General features: G+C 67.0%; 15 protein-coding genes and 1 tRNA gene. 12 read left to right on the forward strand and 4 right to left on the reverse strand.

Translation table 11 applies throughout. The features are described from left to right. The first annotated feature begins 70 nt into the window (after positions 1–70). The 6 genes from B6K69_RS16205 to B6K69_RS16230 are packed head-to-tail and all read left to right on the forward strand — an operon-like array spanning position 71 to position 5924. Positions 71–1015 (forward strand): carbohydrate ABC transporter permease, encoded by a 945-nt coding sequence (locus tag B6K69_RS16205; protein WP_108644531.1) that lies wholly within the window; start codon positions 71–73, stop codon positions 1013–1015. After that, entirely contained in the window at positions 1012–1953 is a 942-nt protein-coding gene (locus B6K69_RS16210; RefSeq protein WP_108644532.1) for a carbohydrate ABC transporter permease, read from the forward strand. The genes B6K69_RS16205 and B6K69_RS16210 overlap by 4 nt, the downstream gene beginning before the upstream one ends. 46 nt (positions 1954–1999) lie before the next feature. Next, positions 2000–2200 carry a hypothetical protein gene (locus tag B6K69_RS16215; protein WP_108644533.1) on the forward strand — a complete coding sequence of 67 codons (201 nt, stop codon included), beginning with the start codon at positions 2000–2002 and terminating at the stop codon, positions 2198–2200. 4 nt (positions 2201–2204) lie between these two features. Beyond that, the gene (locus B6K69_RS16220; protein ID WP_108644534.1) at positions 2205–3302 is read left to right on the forward strand and encodes an ABC transporter ATP-binding protein; all 1098 of its coding nucleotides are present in this window, start codon (positions 2205–2207) and stop codon (positions 3300–3302) included. Next, positions 3295–4305 (forward strand): ABC transporter ATP-binding protein, encoded by a 1011-nt coding sequence (locus B6K69_RS16225; protein WP_108644535.1) that lies wholly within the window; start codon positions 3295–3297, stop codon positions 4303–4305. The genes B6K69_RS16220 and B6K69_RS16225 overlap by 8 nt, the downstream gene beginning before the upstream one ends. Then, positions 4302–5924 carry a dihydroxyacetone kinase subunit DhaK gene (locus tag B6K69_RS16230; RefSeq protein ID WP_108644536.1) on the forward strand — a complete coding sequence of 541 codons (1623 nt, stop codon included), beginning with the start codon at positions 4302–4304 and terminating at the stop codon, positions 5922–5924. Before B6K69_RS16225 ends, B6K69_RS16230 begins: the two co-directional genes overlap by 4 nt. A gap of 59 nt (positions 5925–5983) precedes the next feature. Here B6K69_RS16230 and B6K69_RS16235 read toward each other — a convergent pair whose 3' ends face one another. Then, entirely contained in the window at positions 5984–7039 is a 1056-nt protein-coding gene (locus B6K69_RS16235; protein WP_107672115.1) for a sugar phosphate isomerase/epimerase family protein, read from the reverse strand. 40 nt (positions 7040–7079) lie between these two features. Continuing rightward, on the reverse strand, positions 7080–8249 hold the full coding sequence (locus tag B6K69_RS16240) for a Gfo/Idh/MocA family protein (protein ID WP_108644537.1): 1170 nt from the start codon (positions 8247–8249) through the stop codon (positions 7080–7082). Between the two features lie 210 nt (positions 8250–8459). Here B6K69_RS16240 and B6K69_RS16245 point away from each other — a divergent pair, with 210 nt between their 5' ends. From B6K69_RS16245 to B6K69_RS16260, 4 genes are read left to right on the forward strand one after another with little or no spacing between them, the layout of a single operon-like run. Next, complete coding sequence (locus B6K69_RS16245) at positions 8460–9509, forward strand: 3-oxoacyl-ACP synthase III family protein (protein WP_228156765.1); 1050 nt, start codon at positions 8460–8462, stop codon at positions 9507–9509. Next, complete coding sequence (locus B6K69_RS16250; RefSeq protein ID WP_108644538.1) at positions 9506–10504, forward strand: NAD-dependent epimerase/dehydratase family protein; 999 nt, start codon at positions 9506–9508, stop codon at positions 10502–10504. Before B6K69_RS16245 ends, B6K69_RS16250 begins: the two co-directional genes overlap by 4 nt. After that, the gene (locus tag B6K69_RS16255) at positions 10501–11325 is read left to right on the forward strand and encodes an MBL fold metallo-hydrolase (protein WP_108644539.1); all 825 of its coding nucleotides are present in this window, start codon (positions 10501–10503) and stop codon (positions 11323–11325) included. Before B6K69_RS16250 ends, B6K69_RS16255 begins: the two co-directional genes overlap by 4 nt. Next, positions 11322–12626, forward strand: a complete 1305-nt coding sequence (locus B6K69_RS16260) for a CoF synthetase (protein WP_108644540.1) — start codon at positions 11322–11324, stop codon at positions 12624–12626. The genes B6K69_RS16255 and B6K69_RS16260 overlap by 4 nt, the downstream gene beginning before the upstream one ends. Here B6K69_RS16260 and B6K69_RS16265 read toward each other — a convergent pair. Together B6K69_RS16265 and B6K69_RS16270 are read right to left on the reverse strand one after the other, a co-directional pair. After that, the gene (locus B6K69_RS16265; protein ID WP_108644541.1) at positions 12587–13960 is read right to left on the reverse strand and encodes a dipeptidase; all 1374 of its coding nucleotides are present in this window, start codon (positions 13958–13960) and stop codon (positions 12587–12589) included. The genes B6K69_RS16260 and B6K69_RS16265 overlap by 40 nt on opposite strands. Positions 13961–14020: 60 nt before the next feature. Further along, positions 14021–14230 (reverse strand): DUF6324 family protein, encoded by a 210-nt coding sequence (locus tag B6K69_RS16270; RefSeq protein ID WP_108644542.1) that lies wholly within the window; start codon positions 14228–14230, stop codon positions 14021–14023. A 116-nt stretch (positions 14231–14346) separates the two neighbouring features. Between B6K69_RS16270 and B6K69_RS16275 the strand changes: the two genes are divergently transcribed. Together B6K69_RS16275 and B6K69_RS16280 are read left to right on the forward strand one after the other, a co-directional pair. Further along, positions 14347–14423, forward strand: a tRNA-His gene (locus B6K69_RS16275). Positions 14424–15198: 775 nt separating this feature from the next. Next, positions 15199–18105, forward strand: a complete 2907-nt coding sequence (locus B6K69_RS16280; protein ID WP_108644543.1) for a Hint domain-containing protein — start codon at positions 15199–15201, stop codon at positions 18103–18105. The last annotated feature ends 62 nt before the right edge of the window (positions 18106–18167 follow it).

An 18167-nucleotide genomic window follows, 5' to 3' on the forward strand; every position in this document is an offset into this window, starting at 1 on the left:
CCCGTTCGCGCGGGGGAGGGAGGGCCCGGCGAGACGGCCGTCCCGTCTTGCGCCGCAGCGGGACCATGCCATGACCAACCCCATCGACCTTGCCGCAAGGGCCACGCCCGCCCCCGTCTCGCGCCGCATCCGCGGCCTGTCGGACCGGGCCATCGCCTGGATCTTCGTCGCCCCGACGATCTTTCTTCTGCTGGCGATCAACATCTTTCCGCTGATCTGGACGGTCCGGCTGTCCTTCACCAATTACGCCGCCAACAAGCCGAACGCCGAGGTGAAATGGGTGGGCCTGCGCAACTATCAGCGCATCCTGACCGATGACGGCATCTGGGCCACCATGCAGACCACGGCGCATTTCCTGTTCTGGACGCTGCTTCTGCAGGTGGTGATCGGCTTCACCCTGGCCTGGCTGATCAACCGGAAATTCCGCGGCAACGATCTGCTGACCACGCTGATCGTGATCCCGATGATGCTGTCGCCCGCCGTGGTGGGCAATTTCTGGACCTTCCTCTACCAGCCGCAGATCGGCCTGGTGAACTATGTGGCCGAACTGCTGACCGGCACGCCGGCCAGTTCGTTTTCCATGCTGGGGCCGGGCGGGCTGGCGCCCTGGTCGATCATCATCGTCGACACCTGGATGTGGACACCCTTCGTCATGCTGATCTGTCTGGCGGGTCTGCGGTCGATCCCCGATTACATCTACGAGGCGGCCGAAGTGGACCGCGCCTCGAAATGGCGGCAATTCTGGACGATCACCGTGCCCATGGTGCTGCCCTTCCTGATGCTGGCGGTGCTGTTCCGCGGCATCGAGAATTTCAAGATGTTCGACATGGTGGCCCTGCTCACCGGCGGTGGCCCCGGCAACGAGACGCTGCTGACCAGCATCGACCTCAAACGCGAGGCGTTTGAAAAATGGCGGACCGGCTATTCCTCGGCCTATGCCATCATCCTGTTCGTCACCGTCTTCGGCCTTGCGTCGATCTATGTCAAAGCCCTGAACAAGGTGAAGGAAAGATGAGCGCCTGGTCCGTCACCGAACCGTCGAAACTGTCGAAATGGGCGGCCGGGCTGCTGGTCACCTTCTACACCATCGTCACGCTGTTGCCGCTGGTCTGGATCATCTCGACCGGCTTCAAGTCCGGGCCCGACAGCATCAGCTACCCGCCCAAGGTGCTGTTCGAACCCAGCCTCGAAGGCTACGTCAACCTGTTCACCACCCGCACCCGGCTGGGGGCCGAGGAATTCGCCGCCCTGCCGCCGCCCGAAACCTGGTATGACCGGATCGTGCGCGGCAGCGGCATGGTGATCGCCGGCCCGTCGCGCTTTGGCGAACGGTTCCTGAATTCGGTCATCATCGGCTTCGGCTCAACCGCGCTGTCCATCTTTCTGGGCACGCTGGCGGCCTATGCCTTCAGCCGCTTCAAGGTGCCGCTGAAGGACGATCTGCTGTTCTTCATCCTGTCCACCCGGATGATGCCGCCCATCGCCGTCGCCATCCCGATCTATCTGATGTATCGCGAACTGGGCCTCTCGGACACGCATCTGGGGATGATCCTGCTGTATACGGCGGTGAACATCTCGCTGGCGGTCTGGCTGCTCAAAGGCTTCATCGACGAAATCCCCCGCGAATACGAAGAGGCCGCGCTGATTGACGGCTACACGCGGTTTCAGGCGTTCCGCAAGGTGGTGCTGCCGCAGGCGGCCACGGGCATCGCCTCGACCGCGATCTTCTGCCTGATCTTCGCCTGGAACGAATACGCCTTCGCGGTCCTGCTGACCTCGGGCAACGCCCAGACCGCGCCGCCCTTCATTCCCACCATCATCGGCGTCGGCGGGCAGGACTGGCCTGCGGTGGCCGCCGGCGCGACCGTGTTCCTGCTGCCGGTCATGGTGTTCACCATCCTCCTGCGCAAGCATCTGTTGCGCGGCATCACCTTCGGAGCGGTCCGCAAATGAGCAAGACGCCAGCAAGACAAAAGGAAGACGCAAGGAAGACTGTCCGATGACCGGCATCCTGTCCCGCTTCCTGACCGGCCTTCTCCGCCTGCGCCGCGGCCCGTGGGAAACTCTGGCCACCATCCTGATCGCGCTTGGCGTCTTCATGCTGATGCAGCCCTTCGCGCTTTGGGCCTTCACCTGGTCCTTCCTTGTGACGCTGACCGGCACGGTGATGTTCATCATCACCAGCCATTTCCCGGAGTAAGCCCTTGGCCGAGATCGTCATTCGCAATCTCCGCAAGGAATTCGGCGCCTTCACGGCGGTGAAGGGGTCCAGCTTCACCATCGGCGATGGCGAATTCTTCATGCTTCTTGGCCCCTCGGGCTGCGGCAAGACCACCACGCTGCGCATGATCGCGGGGCTGGAACTGCCCACCTCCGGCGAAATCCTGATCGACGGCGAAGACGTGTCGCAACGCCCCGCCAGCCAGCGCGACATCGCCATGGTGTTCCAGATGTTCGCGCTTTACCCGCATATGAGTGTTCGGAAAAACATTTCATATCCGTTGGTTAGCCAAGGGATGCCGCGCGCGCAGGTGCAGGCCCGCGTGGCCGAGGTGGCGCGAATCCTGCGGATCGAACACCTGCTGGACAAGGGCGTGGGCGGCCTGTCGGGCGGCGACCGGCAGCGCGTCGCGCTGGGCCGTGCCATCGTCCGCAACCCTGCGGCCTTCATGATGGACGAACCCCTTGGCGCGCTGGATGCCGAATTCCGCGAGATCATGGCCGAGGAGCTGCGCGCCCTGCATGACCGGATGGGCGCGACCACGGTCTATGTGACCCATGACCAGTTGGAGGCGATGCAGATGGGCGACAAGATCGTGGTGATGAACCACGGCGTCGTCGAACAATTCGGCACCCCGCAAGAGATTTACGACCACCCCGCCACCCTGTTCGTGGCCGATTTCATCGGCAGCCCGTCGATGAACTTCCTGCATTTCGAAGGCGGCTTCCGCCCCGGCAGCACCACCGTCACGCTGGCGGGCACCCAGATCGAGGTGCCGCAGCTTGAGGAAGAGGCCGAGGGTCGCAAGCTGGTGCTGGGCGTGCGCCCCGAACATGTGACGCTGACCGCAGACGGCCCCTATCGCGGCCGGGTGGTGGCCACCGAATATCTGGGCACCACCCAGATCATCACGCTGGACACCGCGCAGGGCCAGATCAAGGCCCGTGCGCCCTCCGGCCAGCGCGCCAGCGCGGGCGAGACGGTGGGCCTCAGCTTCGCCCCGTCAAAGCTGTCGCTGTTCGATCAGGGCACCGGCCGCGCCTTCCGCACGGCGGCCAATGCGGGGGTGTTCCATGGCTGAGGTGGTGCTGTCCGGGCTGAGCCGGTCCTACGGCGCGGTGCAGGCGTTGAAGGATGTGTCGATGACCATTCCCGACGGGTCTTTCGTGGTGCTGCTTGGCCCCACCGGGGCGGGCAAGACCACCACCCTGCGGCTGATCGCCGGGCTGGACCGGCCCGATGCCGGCGACATCCGCATCGGTGGCGCCTCGGTCCTGTCGGACACACCGGCGATGCGCGACGTGGCGATGGTGTTCCAGCAATATTCGCTCTACCCGCACATGACCGTGCGGGACAATCTGGCCTTCCCGCTGCGGTCACCGATGATCGCCATGCCGGAAGACCAGATCGCCGCCCGCGTGGCCGAGGTGGCCGAGGTGCTGCGCATCCCGCACAAGCTGGACAACAAGGCGACCGCGCTGTCGGGCGGCGAGATGCAGCGCGTGTCCATCGGCCGCGCGCTGGTGCGCAATCCGCGCATTTACCTGATGGATGAACCGCTGTCGTCGCTGGATGCCAAGCTGCGCGCCGACCTGCGGATCGAGCTGAAGCGCATCCACGCCGATCTGGGTGCGACCTTCCTTTATGTGACGCATGACCAGATCGAGGCGATGACCATGGCCACCCATGTCGGCGTGCTGGACCAAGGCCGTCTGGTGCAGTTCGGCACCCCGCGCGAGATCTACGAAGCCCCGGTGTCCACCTATGTTGCCAGCCGGCTGGGCCAGCCGCGCATCACCCTGCTGCCGGCCGATGCCTTTGGTCCCGGTGCGCCGCCGGGCGCGGTTCAGATGGGCTTGCGGCCCGAACACATTGCCCTTGGCGAAGGCCAGCCCGCCACAGTGGGCCGGGTGGAACATCTGGGCGACCAGACCCGGCTGCACCTGAGCCTTGGCCCGCACCAGATTGTCACCTTGGCCGATCCGCATACCCGGCTGGCGCCGGGCGATACCGTGCAGATCCGGCCGCAAACGCCGCTTTGGTTCGACGCCGCCGGAAACCGCCTGCAAGGAGGCCCCGCATGAAACAGTTCATGAATGACAGGGAAACCCTGGTGACCGAGGCCATCGACGGGCTGCTGCGCACGGCGGGCGGGCGGCTGGCGCGGCTGGACGGATACCCGCATATCAAGGTGGTGGTCCGCACCGACTGGGACCGGGGAAAGGTCGCGCTGGTTTCGGGCGGCGGTTCGGGGCACGAACCTTCGCACGCGGGCTTTGTCGGGCAGGGGATGCTGACGGCGGCGGTCTGCGGCGATGTCTTTGCCAGCCCTTCGGTCGATGCCGTTCTGGCCGGTATCCTGGCAGTCACGGGCAAGGCCGGCTGTCTGCTGATCGTCAAGAATTACACGGGCGACCGGCTGAATTTCGGCCTTGCCGCCGAACGCGCCCGCGCCTTCGGGCTGAAGGTCGCCATGGTGATCGTTGATGACGATGTGGCGCTGCCCGATCTGCCGCAGGCGCGCGGCGTTGCGGGTACGCTTTTCGTGCACAAGATCGCCGGCGCGCTGGCCGAGGCGGGCGCCGATCTCGACACCATCGCCGCCGCAGCCCAAGGCGTGATCAAGGGCGCCATCTCCATCGGGATGAGCCTTGACACCTGCACCGTGCCCGGCAGCCCCAAGGAAGACCGCATCGGTCAGGGCAAGGCGGAACTGGGCCTTGGCATCCATGGCGAAGCCGGGGTCGAACAGGTTGATTTCTCGGGCGCGCGGGCGGCGATCCAGATGGTCGCGGCACGGCTGTCGCCGCATATGGGCAAGGGCGACCATGTGGCCTTGCTGAACAACCTTGGCTCCACCACGCCGCTGGAAATGAGCCTGCTGGCCGAAGAACTGGCGCGGTCGCCCATTGCGGGGCAGATCAAGGCGCTGATCGGGCCGGCCCCGCTGATGACCTCGCTCGACATGCACGGATTCTCGCTGTCGCTCTTGCCGCTGGACGAAGACCGCGCGCGGCTGCTGGCGGCCCCGGTGGCCCCCCATGCCTGGCCCGGCTGCCTGCCCTTGGGGCCGGTGGCGGTGCGGCCCTTGCCCGACGGGCTGGCGCCGATCCAGCCGGTGCCTTCGGCCCATCCGGCGCGGCGGGCGCTGATCGCGCGTTGCTGCGCGGCGCTGATCGCGGTGGAAAAGGATCTGAACGCGCTGGATGCCAAATCCGGCGACGGCGACACCGGCAGCACGCTGGCCGGGGCGGCGCGGGCCTTGCAGGCGGCGCTGGACCGGCTGCCGCTGGCGGACCCGACCCAGCTTTACCGCGCCATCGGCATGGAACTGGCGCAGACCATGGGGGGATCGTCCGGGGTGCTGCTGGCGATCTTCTTCGCCGCTGCGGGCGACGCCTCGGCGGGCGGGAAGGACTGGATCGGTGCGCTTTCGGCAGGGCTGGACCGGGTGATGCAGGTGGGCGGCGCGGCGCCCGGCCACCGCACCATGATCGACGCGCTGGCCCCGGCGCTTGCCGCCTTGCCGCAGGGTGTGGGGGCCGCCGCCGCCGCCGCCCGTGCCGGGGCCGACAGCACCGCCGCCATGACCCGCGCCCGGGCCGGGCGGGCAACTTATCTGTCCGCCGACAAGCTGAAAGGGTTCAACGACCCCGGCGCAGAAGGCGTGGCGCGTCTGTTCGAGGATCTGGCCAAGGCCTGACCTGCGGCTTGCTCTGCACATATCCCATGGGAATCCGGGGGTTGCCCCCGGAGCCCGGATCAGTCCAGCCCCAGCATCCGGCGGTTCGCGGCCCGATCGGCACCCGACCCGGCGAAATCGTCGAACGCCTTTTCGGTGACGCGAATGAGATGGGCCTTCACGAAATCGGCCCCTTCGCGCGCCCCGTCCTCGGGGTGCTTGAGGCAACATTCCCATTCCACCACGGCCCAGCCGTCAAAGCCGTATTGCGTCAGCTTTGAAAACACGCCGCCGAAATCGACCTGCCCGTCGCCAAGGCTGCGGAAGCGGCCGGCGCGGTTCACCCAGGACTGGTAGCCGCCATAGACGCCCTGCCGTCCGGTGGGGTTCAACTCGGCATCCTTCACATGGAACATGCGAATCCGGTCGTGGTAGATGTCGATGTTTTCCAGGTAATCCATGTGCTGCAGGACGTAGTGCGAAGGGTCATACAACATGCAGGCGCGGGTATGACTGCCGGTCCGCTCCAGAAACATCTCGTAGCTGATGCCGTCATGCAGGTCTTCGCCGGGGTGGATCTCGTAACAGACATCGACGCCGCAATCCTCGGCATGGTCCAGGATCGGCCGCCAGCGCCGGGCTAGTTCGTCGAATGCTTCTTCCACCAGCCCTGCGGGGCGTTGCGGCCAAGGGTAGACATAGGGCCAGGCCAGCGCGCCGCTGAAGGTGGCATGGGCGGTCAGGCCCAGGTTGCGGCTGGCGGTCAGCGCCTTCTTCACCTGATCCACCGCCCATTCGGCGCGGGCCTTGGGGTTGCCCCGGACTTGCGGCGCGGCAAAGCCGTCGAAGGCGGTGTCATAGGCCGGATGCACGGCCACAAGCTGGCCTTGCAGGTGGGTGGAAAGTTCGGTCACGGCGATGCCGTTCGCGGCGGCCTGTCCCTTGAAATCGTCGCAATAGCCCTTTGACGCGGCGGCCTTGTCCAGATCGAACAGACGCGCGTCCCAACTGGGCACCTGCACGCCCACATAGCCGCAATCGGCGGCCCAACGGGTGATGTCGGGCCAGGTGTTGAACGGCGCGGCGTCGCCGGCGAATTGCGCCAGAAACAGCGCCGGTCCCTTGATGGTCTGCATCGTGCTCTCCCTTCTCCCCCCGTTTCGGTGCGGTGTGCCGCTAAAGCGCGGGCTTGACCCAGGCCCCGTTGCGCGCGCTTGACCGCACGCAGGCATCGACAAAGGCCACGCCCTCAACCCCTTCGCGCAGGCCGGGGAAGGTGACCGCCGGGTCCGCCGTTGCGCCGTCGCGCCGCGCGATGATCGCACGGGCGGCCTCGGCATAGATATTGGCGAAGCCTTCCAGATACCCCTCCGGGTGGCCCGAGGGGATGCGCGAGACGCGCGCCGCTTCGGGGCCGGCGCCGGGGCCGTTGCGGGTGATGCGCTGGCGCGGCTGGCCAAGCGGCGTGAACCACAGATAGTTCGGGTCTTCCTGCGCCCATTCGATGCCGGCCTTCGTGCCATAGACCCGCAGTCGCAGCGCGTTTTCGTTGCCGGTCGCCACCTGGCTGCACCACAACATGCCCCGCGCGCCACCCTTGTAGCGCAGCATCACATGGCCGTTGTCATCCACCCGCCGGCCCGGCACGAAGCGTTGCAGGTCGGCGGCCAGTTCCTCAAGTTCCAGTCCGGTGACGAAACCGGCCAGGTTGAAGGCATGGGTGCCGATGTCGCCGGTGCTGCCGCCTGCGCCGGTACGGGCGGGGTCGGTGCGCCAGTCGGCCTGTTTCTGGCCCGACTGTTCGATCGGTTCTGCCAGCCAGTCCTGCGCATATTCCACCTGCACCACCCGGATTTCACCCAGGGCACCCGATTGCGCCAGCGCGCGGGCGTGGCGGATCATCGGGTAGCCGGTGTAATTGTGGGTCAGCGCGAAGATCACGCCGCTGGCTTCCGCCGCGCGGGCCAGCCTCTTGGCCTCGGGCAGGGTGGCGGTCAGCGGCTTGTCGCAGATCACATGGATGCCGCGTTTCAGGAACTGCATCGCCACAGGGGCGTGCATATGGTTCGGGGTGACGATGGCCACCGCCTCGATCCCGTCCTTGCGTCGGGCTTCGCGCGCGGCCATGTCGGCAAAGCTGGCATAGGCGCGGGGCACGCCCAGATCGGCCGCCGAGGCCAGCGCCTTTTCCGCCGAGGATGAGAAGCAGCCCGCGACCAGGTCATACTGGTCATCCAGCCGGGCCGCGATGCGATGCACCGCGCCGATGAAGGCATCGCGCCCGCCGCCGACCATGCCCAGCCGGATGCGCGGCGCCCGCGCCACATGCGCGCCTGTGATTGCCATGGAAACCCTCCCCAGGATTCGCCCGGTGTGCCGGGCCGCCCCTGACAATTGTTAGCGGCAACACCGGGGCCGGTCCAGCTTGGAGTCGCGTTGCGGCTGTGGCGGGGAAGGGCCAGTCGCGCCCATGCGGCGAAGCCCGCCGGGGGATGGAAACCCTGCCTTGCCCTTGCGGCGCTGCGGGGTCTTACTCTGGCAAAAAGGTGTGTCGCCGTGAAACATGATCGCCCCGTTCCCCGCCAGACGGAAACGCCGAAGGCCGCGCCTGCGCTGCTGCCGGTGCGGATTGCCGGCACCGGACACGCGCTGCCCGTGGCCGAGGTGACGTCGGCCGAGATGGATGCGCGGCTTGGGCTGCGGCCCGGCACGCTGGCCGCCGCGACCGGGGTGGTGGCGCGGCGGGTCTGCGGGGCCGAGGACCAGATCGACCTGGCCGTCGCCGCCGCGCAGGCCGCGCTGGACCGGGCGGGGATGGGGCCGGGGGACATTGACCTTGTGCTGGGGGCCTGCGGGATTCCCTATCAGACGCTGCCCGCCACTGCGCCGCTGGTCATGCAGCGGCTGGGCCTGCCCGAAGGCCGCGCCGCCGCCTTTGACGTGAACGCGACCTGTCTCAGCTTTCTGGCCGCGTTGGACCTTGCCGCGCTGCGCATTGCGGCGGGAATGGCGCGCAACGTGCTGGTGTTCTCGTCCGAAGTCGCCTCACGCGCGTTGCCCTGGGACACACAGCCCGAGGTTGCGGCGCTGTTCGGGGACGGGGCGGCGGCGGCGGTTGTCACGCGGGCGGCGCTGCCGGGGCAGGGCATCCGGGCCAGCCTGATGGAAACCTATCCCGCCGCCTATGACGCCTGCCGTCTTGGCGCGGGCGGCACGCGGATCGACTTTCACCGCGATCCTCATGGCTTTGCCGCCGAGGCGCGGTTCCAGATGGACGGCAAGGCGCTGTTCCGGGTGACGCATCGGCATTTCCCCGGCTTTGTCGGGCGCTTGCTGGCGGCGGCTGGCTGGACGGCGGCGGATGTCGATCTGGTGGTGCCGCATCAGGCCAGCCCGCTGGCGTTGGAGCATATGGTGCGCGAAACCGGCTTTGCGCCGGAGCGGGTGGTGAACATGGCGGCGCGGCTGGGTAACCAGATCGCCGCCTCGATCCCCACCGCGCTGGACAGTGCGGCCCGCGATGGCCGCATCGGGCCGGGGGCGCGGGTCTTGCTGCTGGGAACCTCGGCCGGGGTCAGTTTCGGCGGCATGGCGCTGGTGGCATGAGCGGACCACGGGTGCTGATCACCGGGGCGACCGGCTATCTGGGCGGGCACCTGGCGCGGGCGTTGCAGGCGCAGGGCTGGCCGCTGGTGCTGACCGGGCGCGATGCGGCGGCCTATGCCCGGCTGGCGGGGCAGGGCCATGCGGTGCACCGGCTTGACCTGGCCGGGGGCTTCGATCCGGCGCTGGCGGCGCGGATCGGCGCGGTTGATGCGGTGGTGCATTGCGCGGCGCTGTCGGCCCCCTGGGGGCGGTGGGTGGCGTTTGAGGCGGCCAATGTCACCGGCACCCGAACGGCGCTGGATCTGGCCGGGGCGCTGGGCGCGCGGCGCTTCGTCAATATCTCGTCCCCCGCGGTGGGATTTGCGCTGCGCGACCAGATCGGGCTGCGGGAAGAGGCGCCGCTGCCGCCGCCGATCAACGCCTATGCCCGCAGCAAGGCCCTGGCCGAGCGGCTGGTGCTGGCGCGGGGGGCGCTGGGGCCGGTGACGCTGCGCCCGCGCGGCATCTATGGGCCGGGGGAACAGACGCTTCTGCCACGGCTGGCGGCGGCGCTGCGGCGGGGGCCGATGCCGTTGTTGCGCGGCGGGGTGGCGGCCATCGACCTGACGCATGTCAGCGATGTGGTCGGTGCCATTCAGGCGGCGGTTCTGGCCGGCCCTGCGGTGGCGGGGCAGACCTTCCACATCTCGGGCGGCGAGATGGCGCCGGTGCGCGAGATCGTCGCCCGGGTCGGCGCGGCGCTGGACCTGCCGGTCCGCTGGCGCCCGATGCCGCTACGCCCGCTGATGGCGTTGGCGCGGCTGGCCGAGGCGATGACGCTGGCCCTGCCCGGCGGGCGCGAGCCTGTGGTGACACCCTATGCGCTGGGGCTGTTCGCGTTCCGGCAAAGCCTTGACCTGACCAAGGCTCGGTCCCTGCTGGGCTGGCGGCCGGTCATGCCCTTGTCGGCCGGGCTGGACGACGCCTTGGCGGCGGCACGGGGCGTTGCGGGATGAAGCCGGTTTTCCCCAACAGCGCGACTGTCACCGTGAACGGCCGGCTGGTGCTGCGCAAGGCGCCGCCGGGGCGGGTGGCGTTGAAGGTGCGTTATGGCCTGTTTGTCCACCCGGTTCACGGGCCGGTGCTGACTGACACCGGCTATGGCCCGCAGGTGACGGCAGCGCCGGGGCGCAGCCTGACGCTGCGGCTGTATTCCAGTGTCCTGCGGCCGGCGCTTGTGGCGGATCAGGCGCCGCAGGCGGTGCTGGCGCGAATGGGGTTCGCGCCGGCGGATGTTCGGCGGGTGATCCTGACGCATCTTCATGCCGATCATGTGGCCCGGCTGGACGAGTTTCCGCAGGCCCGCCTCCTGACCCGCCGTGCGGTGCTGGCCGCCACGCTGGGCCGGTCGCGCTTTGCGAACCTGCATCGGGGCATCTTTCCCGAACTGCTGCCCCCCGGCCTGATGGACCGCTGCACCGACATTGACAGCCTGCCGCGCGTTGCGGCCCCGCCCGGCCTGCCCGACGGGCACGATCTGTTCGGTGACGGGTCGGTGCTGGCGATTGACCTGCCCGGCCATGCCGAGGGGCATTTCGGCCTGTGTTTCCCGCATCTGTCGCCGCCGCTGCTTTATGCCTGCGATGTGCAATGGCGGGTGCAGGCGCTGGAGCCGGGCCGTGCCCCCGGCTATCCGGCCCGCGCCGTGGCCGAGGATCGGGCCGCCTGGGCGGCCACGACCGCGCAGGTGGCGGCCTTTGCGCGGGCGGGCGGGCAGGTGGTGCTGTGCCACCAGCCGGAAGACACGCCCTTCGATCTGCCGGCGGCCGCCCGATGACCGCGATCTGGCCCGCCGTTGCCGGGTTCGCCGGCACGCTTTGGGCCAGCCGGGCGGGGCAGGGCCGGACGCGGTTCGAGGCGTGGCAGAAGCGGCAGCTTGACCGCTGGCTTGCCCGTGACCTGCCCCGCGTGGCGTTTTACGCCGATGCGCCGCCGCGCCTGCACGACCTGCCGGTGATCGACAAGGCCGTGGTCATGGCCCGGTTTCAGGATTTCAACCGTGGTGGCATCACGGCCGATCAGGGCTGGCTGGCCTTTGCCGGGGCGGGCCGGATCGGCACCGTCAGCATCGGGGCCAGCACCGGCACCAGCGGCAACCGGATGCTATATGCCGTGACGCCGGAAGAACAGGCCCGCTGGGTGGGCACCATGCTGGCCAAGACCGTGCCCGGCTTTCTGTGGCAGACCGAACGGGTGGCGGTGATCCTGCCGCAAGCCTCGGCCCTGTATGACAGCGCCGGGCGCACCCGGCGCCTGAAGCTGCAGTTCTTCGATCTGGGGCAGGGGGTCGAAAGCTGGGCCGACCGGCTGACGGCCTTTGCGCCGACCTGCGTGATCGCGCCGCCGCGCGTGCTGCGCCGGCTGGCCGAACTGCCGCTGCCCCTGTCGCCGCGCCGCCTGTATTCGGGGGCCGAGACTCTGGACCCGATCGACCGCGCGGTGATCGAGGCGCGGTTCGGCCTGCCGCTGGGCCAGATCTACATGGCGACCGAGGGGCTGTTTGCCGTGACCTGTCCGCAGGGGCGGCTGCATCTGGCCGAGGATTCGGTTCATTTCGAATTCCTGCCGGTGGGTGACGGGCTGGTGACGCCGCTGATCTCCGGCTTTCGCCGCCGTTTCCAGATCATGGCGCGCTACCGCATGAACGACCTGTTGCGCCTGTCGCCCCACGCCTGCCCCTGCGGATCGCCCCTGCGCGTGGTGGAGGAGGTGGTGGGGCGGATGGACGACAGTTTCACCTTTGACCGGGCCGATGGCACGGCGATTCTGGTCACGCCCGATGTGCTGCGCAACGCGGTGCTGGATGCCGCCCGCGACATCACCGATTTCCGCATCTGGCGCGAGGCGCGGGAGGGGCTGGTGCTGATCCTGTCGCCCGAGGTGCCCGCGCCTTCGGCACAGGCCGCGCAGGCGGCGCTGCAGGCGCAGATAAACCGGCGGGGCCTTGCGGTAGCCGTCAGCTTGCGCCGCGCGCCGCTTGGATTTGACCCCGGCCGCAAGTTGCGGCGGGTTGAAAACCGCTGGCCGGCGGGGGGCGGTCAGCCCGCGCCGCCAAGCGCCTCGAACAGCTTGCCATAGGCGGTCTGGCCGCGGCGAAAGGCATCGAGACGGAAGAATTCGTCCGGGGCGTGCAGGTTTTCATCGTCATGGCTGAAGCCGAACATGACGCCATGCACGCCCAGATGTTCCAGCAGGGTGGTCATCACCGGGATCGAGCCGCCCATCCGCGTGCGATAGGGTTCGCGCCCATAGACCTGCCGCAGCACGTTGCCGGCAATTGCAGTGGCGTTGTGGCCGGGGGGCAGCAGGAACGGATCGGCCCGGCCGGGGTTCTGCGTCACCTCTGCCGTCACGCCGGGGGGCAGATGGGCCAGAACATGATCGCGGATCGCCGCGAACACCCGTTCGGGCGATTGCGCGGCGACCAGACGGCAGGTGATCTTGGCCCGCGCCTCGGCCGGCAGCACGGTCTTGGTGCCGGCGCCCTGCCAGCCCGAGGTGAGGCCGTTCACATCCAGCGTGGGCCGCGCCCAAAGCCGTTCGCGGGTGGAATAGCCCGGCTCGCCAACCGCCGCAGGCGCGCCGGTTTCGGCCAGATAGGCGGCTTCGTCATAGGGAATACGGGCGATGGCGGCCCGGTCCGCCTCGGTCAGCGGCAGCACATCGTCATAAAAGCCGCTGACCAGAACCGTGCCGTCCGGCGCCTTGAGCCCGGCCAGCACCTGCGCCAGCGCCAGCGCCGGATTGGCGATGCCGCCGCCATGCAGACCGGAATGCTGGTCCGACCGCGGGCCGCGCAGGGTGATTTCCAGCGAGACCAGCCCCTTCAGCCCTTCCAGCACCAGCGGCTGGTCGGGTGCCCATTGCAGGCCGTCGGCGGAAAAGATCATGTCGGCCTTCAGCCGGTTGGCCTGGGCAGCCACAAAGGGCGGCAGATCGGGCGAACCGATTTCCTCTTGCCCCTCGAAGAAGAATTTCACGTTCACCGGCAGGCTGCCCCGGCTGCGCAGCATTGCTTCGAAGGCAAGGATCGGGATCAGCATCCCGCCCTTGTCATCCGAGGCGCCCCGGCCCCAGACGCGCCCGTCGCGGACCTGCGGGTCGAAGGGTGGCGTGGTCCACAGATCGAAGGGTTCGGCGGGCTGCACATCGAAATGGCCGTAGATCAGGATCGTGGGCCTGTCGGCCCCGGCATGTAGCCAGTCGGCGCAGACAACCGGGTGGCCGGCGGTTGGCAGAACCTCGGCGTTCTCGGCCCCGGCGGCGGTCAGGCGCGCGGCAACCCAGTCGGCCGCGCGGCGCACATCGGCCATGTTCTCGGGCTTGGCCGAGACCGAGGGGATGCGGATGAACTCAAGCAACTCGTCCACGAATCGCGGCTGTTCGCGATCCAGGTAGTCTTGCCACGTCATGGCCGTGCCTCCTGCTGATGCGGGCAGTCTAGGCAGCGGCGCGGCGGCGGCAAGGGGCGGTTACCGGCGGCGGCCCTTGCCTTCGGCCACGGCGCGGGCGGCCTCGGCGGCGGCGCGCAGTTCTTCGGCGATGTCCTCGGCTTCTTCCGGGTCGAAGTCGAGCGGCAGTTCGATGCCGCCATCGGCCTCGATATAGATGCGCACCATGCCCTGATCGGTGGGACCGATCTGGATGTTGGCGGCGATGTCGCTTTGCTTGTTGATGCTCATGGCGGTCCTCCGGCCTGTGACCCCAGCGCCTAGCGCGGGCGCGGCCATTCTGCAATCCTGCTGCTGAAATCCGGCTCTTGCAATCGCGGGCGGGGGCGCGTAAATGCCGCCCGAGTGCCGGCTTAGCTCAGTTGGTTAGAGCACCAGATTGTGGATCTGGGGGTCCCCCGTTCGAGCCGGGGAGTCGGTACCACTCTTCCCCCACATCATATGTCTTCGCGGCCCGTTGCGGCGCAGGCTCTTGCCCGCCCGGCGCCGGGCAGAGCCCGCGTTTGCGGGCCGGGTATGGCGAAATTCACCTAAGTGCGACGGGCATGAACTGTTTCATGGCCTGTATCGGCTGGCCTGACAGGGGGGGCGGGCGTCCTTTCGCGTGACGCCGGATGTTTCGTCAGTTGTCGCATTTTGAAGCACGATCGGCTGCGCAGCGGGTGCGCCGTGCCTGCCTTGGCCTGTGGTTCCGATATGATCAAGATTTGGCATTTCTTCTTCCGTTTTGGAAAGATGAACGGCGATCATGGGGCCGATTGGGAAGAAATTTCGCCATATCGTGCACGATGCCTGGCCGGGCGCCGGTGTTGTGGCGCGGAACTTCTAACGCCTTGATGTGTCGTGAAATGTTTTGCGTGTCATGGGGTGTTTTGCGTGACGTGAAACGCTTGACGTTTCGCCAGTGGTATGGTGCATAGGTAAAGTAACTTAGTGGATTGTATCCACATGTGCGAATCGGGATTGTGATCGTGATGGTTCTGGATTTTTTAGCTGGTTTGTCTGTTCGACATCCGGGCCTTGTCGGGCGGCATAGCCCCCGTTTCTGGCGAGTTATCGAGAAGATACCCCTCCTCCCGCCCCTCCTGAAACCCACCCGCCCTTGAACGGCCACAGGCGCAGCAACAGGACTTTCAGCCTTCATGGCAAGGTCTGAAATCGCCCGCGAACGGCACGAAAATTAAGAGGTTGACCCGCCCATGACTGACATTACCGGAACCAACGGCAACGACACCTGGAACAACGACAACACCAACAACCGCTACTTCGGTCGGGATGGCAACGACACCATGACCGGAGGCAACGGCACCGGGGTGCTGTTCCCGGGGTCGAACGCGGCGGCCAACGGTGACTGGATCTACGGTGGCAACGGCAACGACCTGTATTACGGCAACGGGTCTAACGATGTCTTGGATGAAGGGGCGTCATCCGGTAACGATTCCATGTTTGGCGGCGACGGCAACGACACCATGGCTTCCGGCTCTGGCGCCGACCGCCTTTTCGGGGGCGACGGCCGTGATGAGATGCAGGGCGGAACCGGTACCGATTCCCTGTTCGGCGGCAACGGGATTGACTCGATCTTCGGTGATGGCGGCGACGACTACATCGAAGGGGACAGCGTCGCGCTGGCCGATACGGGCAATGACCAGATCTATGGTGGCGACGGCAATGACACGATCTTTGCGCAGCTAGGGTCTGACCTGGTCTTCGGTGGCATCGGCAATGATTCAATCTACGGCGACCGTGCGGACGGGGCGGGCGTGGGCGGCAATGATACCATCGCGGCCGGTGGAGGTAATGACAGCGTCTATGGCGGAGCTGGCAATGATAACCTGCTGGGCAACAACGGTGCCGGGGGGGATGCCGGAACGGACAACGACCTGATCTATGGTGATGCGGGCAACGACAGTATCTACGGCAACGAAGGCTCTGATACCCTGTACGGCGGCACGGGCGACGACTATGTGCAGGCCAACGGGGGCAGTGGCGCAGACGGCAATGACCTGCTCGACGGCGGTGATGGCAACGATACCATGTTTGGCGAGACCGGGGCTGACTCGCTTTACGGCGGCATCGGCAATGACTCGCTTTACGGCGGCTCGGGTGACGACTCCGTTTATGGCCAAGATGGCAACGATTCCATGTTCGGCGGCGACGGCAATGACTCGATCTCGGTCGGGGCTGGCGACAATTACGCCGAGGGCGGCATCGGCAACGACAACATTTCAGCAGGCGATACCGACACCGGCGCGAACACCATGTACGGAGGCGCGGGTACTGACACCGAGATTGGCGGGATCGGGGCTGACCTGCTTTATGGAGGTGACGACAATGACTACATTGTCGGTGCGCGCCTTGACACCCTGGCTGATGGCGCCGATTCGATCTATGGCGATGGCGGCAACGACTATATCCAGGGGCAGGCCGGCGCCGATCTGGTTTATGGTGGTGTAGGCAATGACGACATAGTTGGCGATGGCGCCAGCGCCAGCGTCGGCCAGAACGATTCCCTTTACGGTGACGAGGGGAATGACCGGATCTGGGCAGGCGGCGGCAATGATCTTGCCTATGGTGGGGCCGAAAACGACCGAATTTGGGGTGAAGATGGGTCGGATTCGCTGTACGGCGATGCCGGGAATGACTCGGTTTTTGGCGGCAACGGAAACGATACGCTGTTCGGTGGTGCCGACAATGACCAGGTTCTGGGCGATGCCGGGGACGACAGCCTGTCTGGCGATACCGGAAATGACACGCTTTTCGGCGGAACCGGCAACGACACGCTTTCCGGCGGCGATGGCGCTGACAACCTTGTCAGCGGCGACAATGACGACATCGTTTATGGCGACGCAGGCAACGACACGCTGTTTGGCGGGGACGGGGCCGATGCGCTGTATGGCGGCGACAATGACGATGCTATTCAGGGCGAAGTCGGGAACGATACCATCAGCGGTGACGCCGGGAATGACAATCTCTGGGGCGGCGACGGGAGCGACACGCTTTCGGGTGGTATTGGCGATGACTACCTTGAAGGCGATGCCGGCAGCGACACGCTGGCTGGCGACGTCGGAAATGACGTGCTTTGGGGCGGTGCCGACAATGACTCTCTGTCGGGCGGCACGGGCAACGACTACCTGGAAGGCGATGCCGGCGATGACACGCTGACCGGCGGCACCGGCGATGACATCTTTGTCTGGGACGGTGCCAGCAACGACATCATCACCGACTTCGGCGTGGACAGCGGCGGGCCTTACGATGACGCCAATCAGGGCAACAACGACTTTGTTGATCTGACGAGCTGGTACAACGACACGACCGTTGGAGATTCCGGCGGGCCCTTCGTGCACGCGCTGGACATGCTGAACCAGGACGCCGCAGACGGTGTCGTTGACGGCATCATCAACGGCGTTGACTACCGGACTGCACTTGGCATCACTGGCAGCCTGACCGTCAACGGTTCGGCCCCGCTGAACTTTGACACCACGGGCGTCACCTGTTTCACGACGGGCACCCTGATCAAGACCGAAGACGGCGAGGTTGCGATCGAGTCGCTGGCAGCCGGCATGGACGTGCTGACGCTGGACAACGGCTATCAGCCGGTGCGCTGGATCGGGTCGCGTCATCTGACGGCCGAGGATCTGGCCGCACAGCCGAACCTGCGCCCGATCCGCATCCGTGCGGGGGCGCTGGGGGTCAACCAGCCGGAAACCGACCTTGTGGTTTCGCCGCAGCACCGCGTGCTGGTGCGGTCGAAAGTGGCAGAGCGCATGTTCGGCGAGGCCGAGGTGCTGATGGCGGTCAAGCATCTGCTGGCGCTTCCGGGCATCGAGGTTGCCGAGGACATGGCCGAAGTGACCTACTGGCACTTCCTGTTCGATGCGCATGAGGTGGTGTTCTCGAACGGGGCGGCGACGGAAAGCCTGCACACCGGCCCCGAGGCGCTGAAGTCGGTCAGCCCCGAGGCGCTGGAGGAAATCCTGACGATCTTCCCGGGTCTTGCCGCCGATCCTGACAACAGCCGTGCGCCGGTTCGCCTGCTGGTGCCGGGCCGTCCGGCCCGCCGGTTTGCCGAACGGGTGGCCCGCAAGGGCAATTCGAAGGTTGCCTGAGGTCTTCGGGTAACGGTAAACCCCTGTTGCTGACAGAGGCGGGAAGAGAGCAATCGCCCTCT

This window comes from Pseudogemmobacter blasticus (assembly GCF_003071405.1).
Taxonomy (GTDB): Bacteria; Pseudomonadota; Alphaproteobacteria; order Rhodobacterales; family Rhodobacteraceae; genus Pseudogemmobacter; species Pseudogemmobacter blasticus.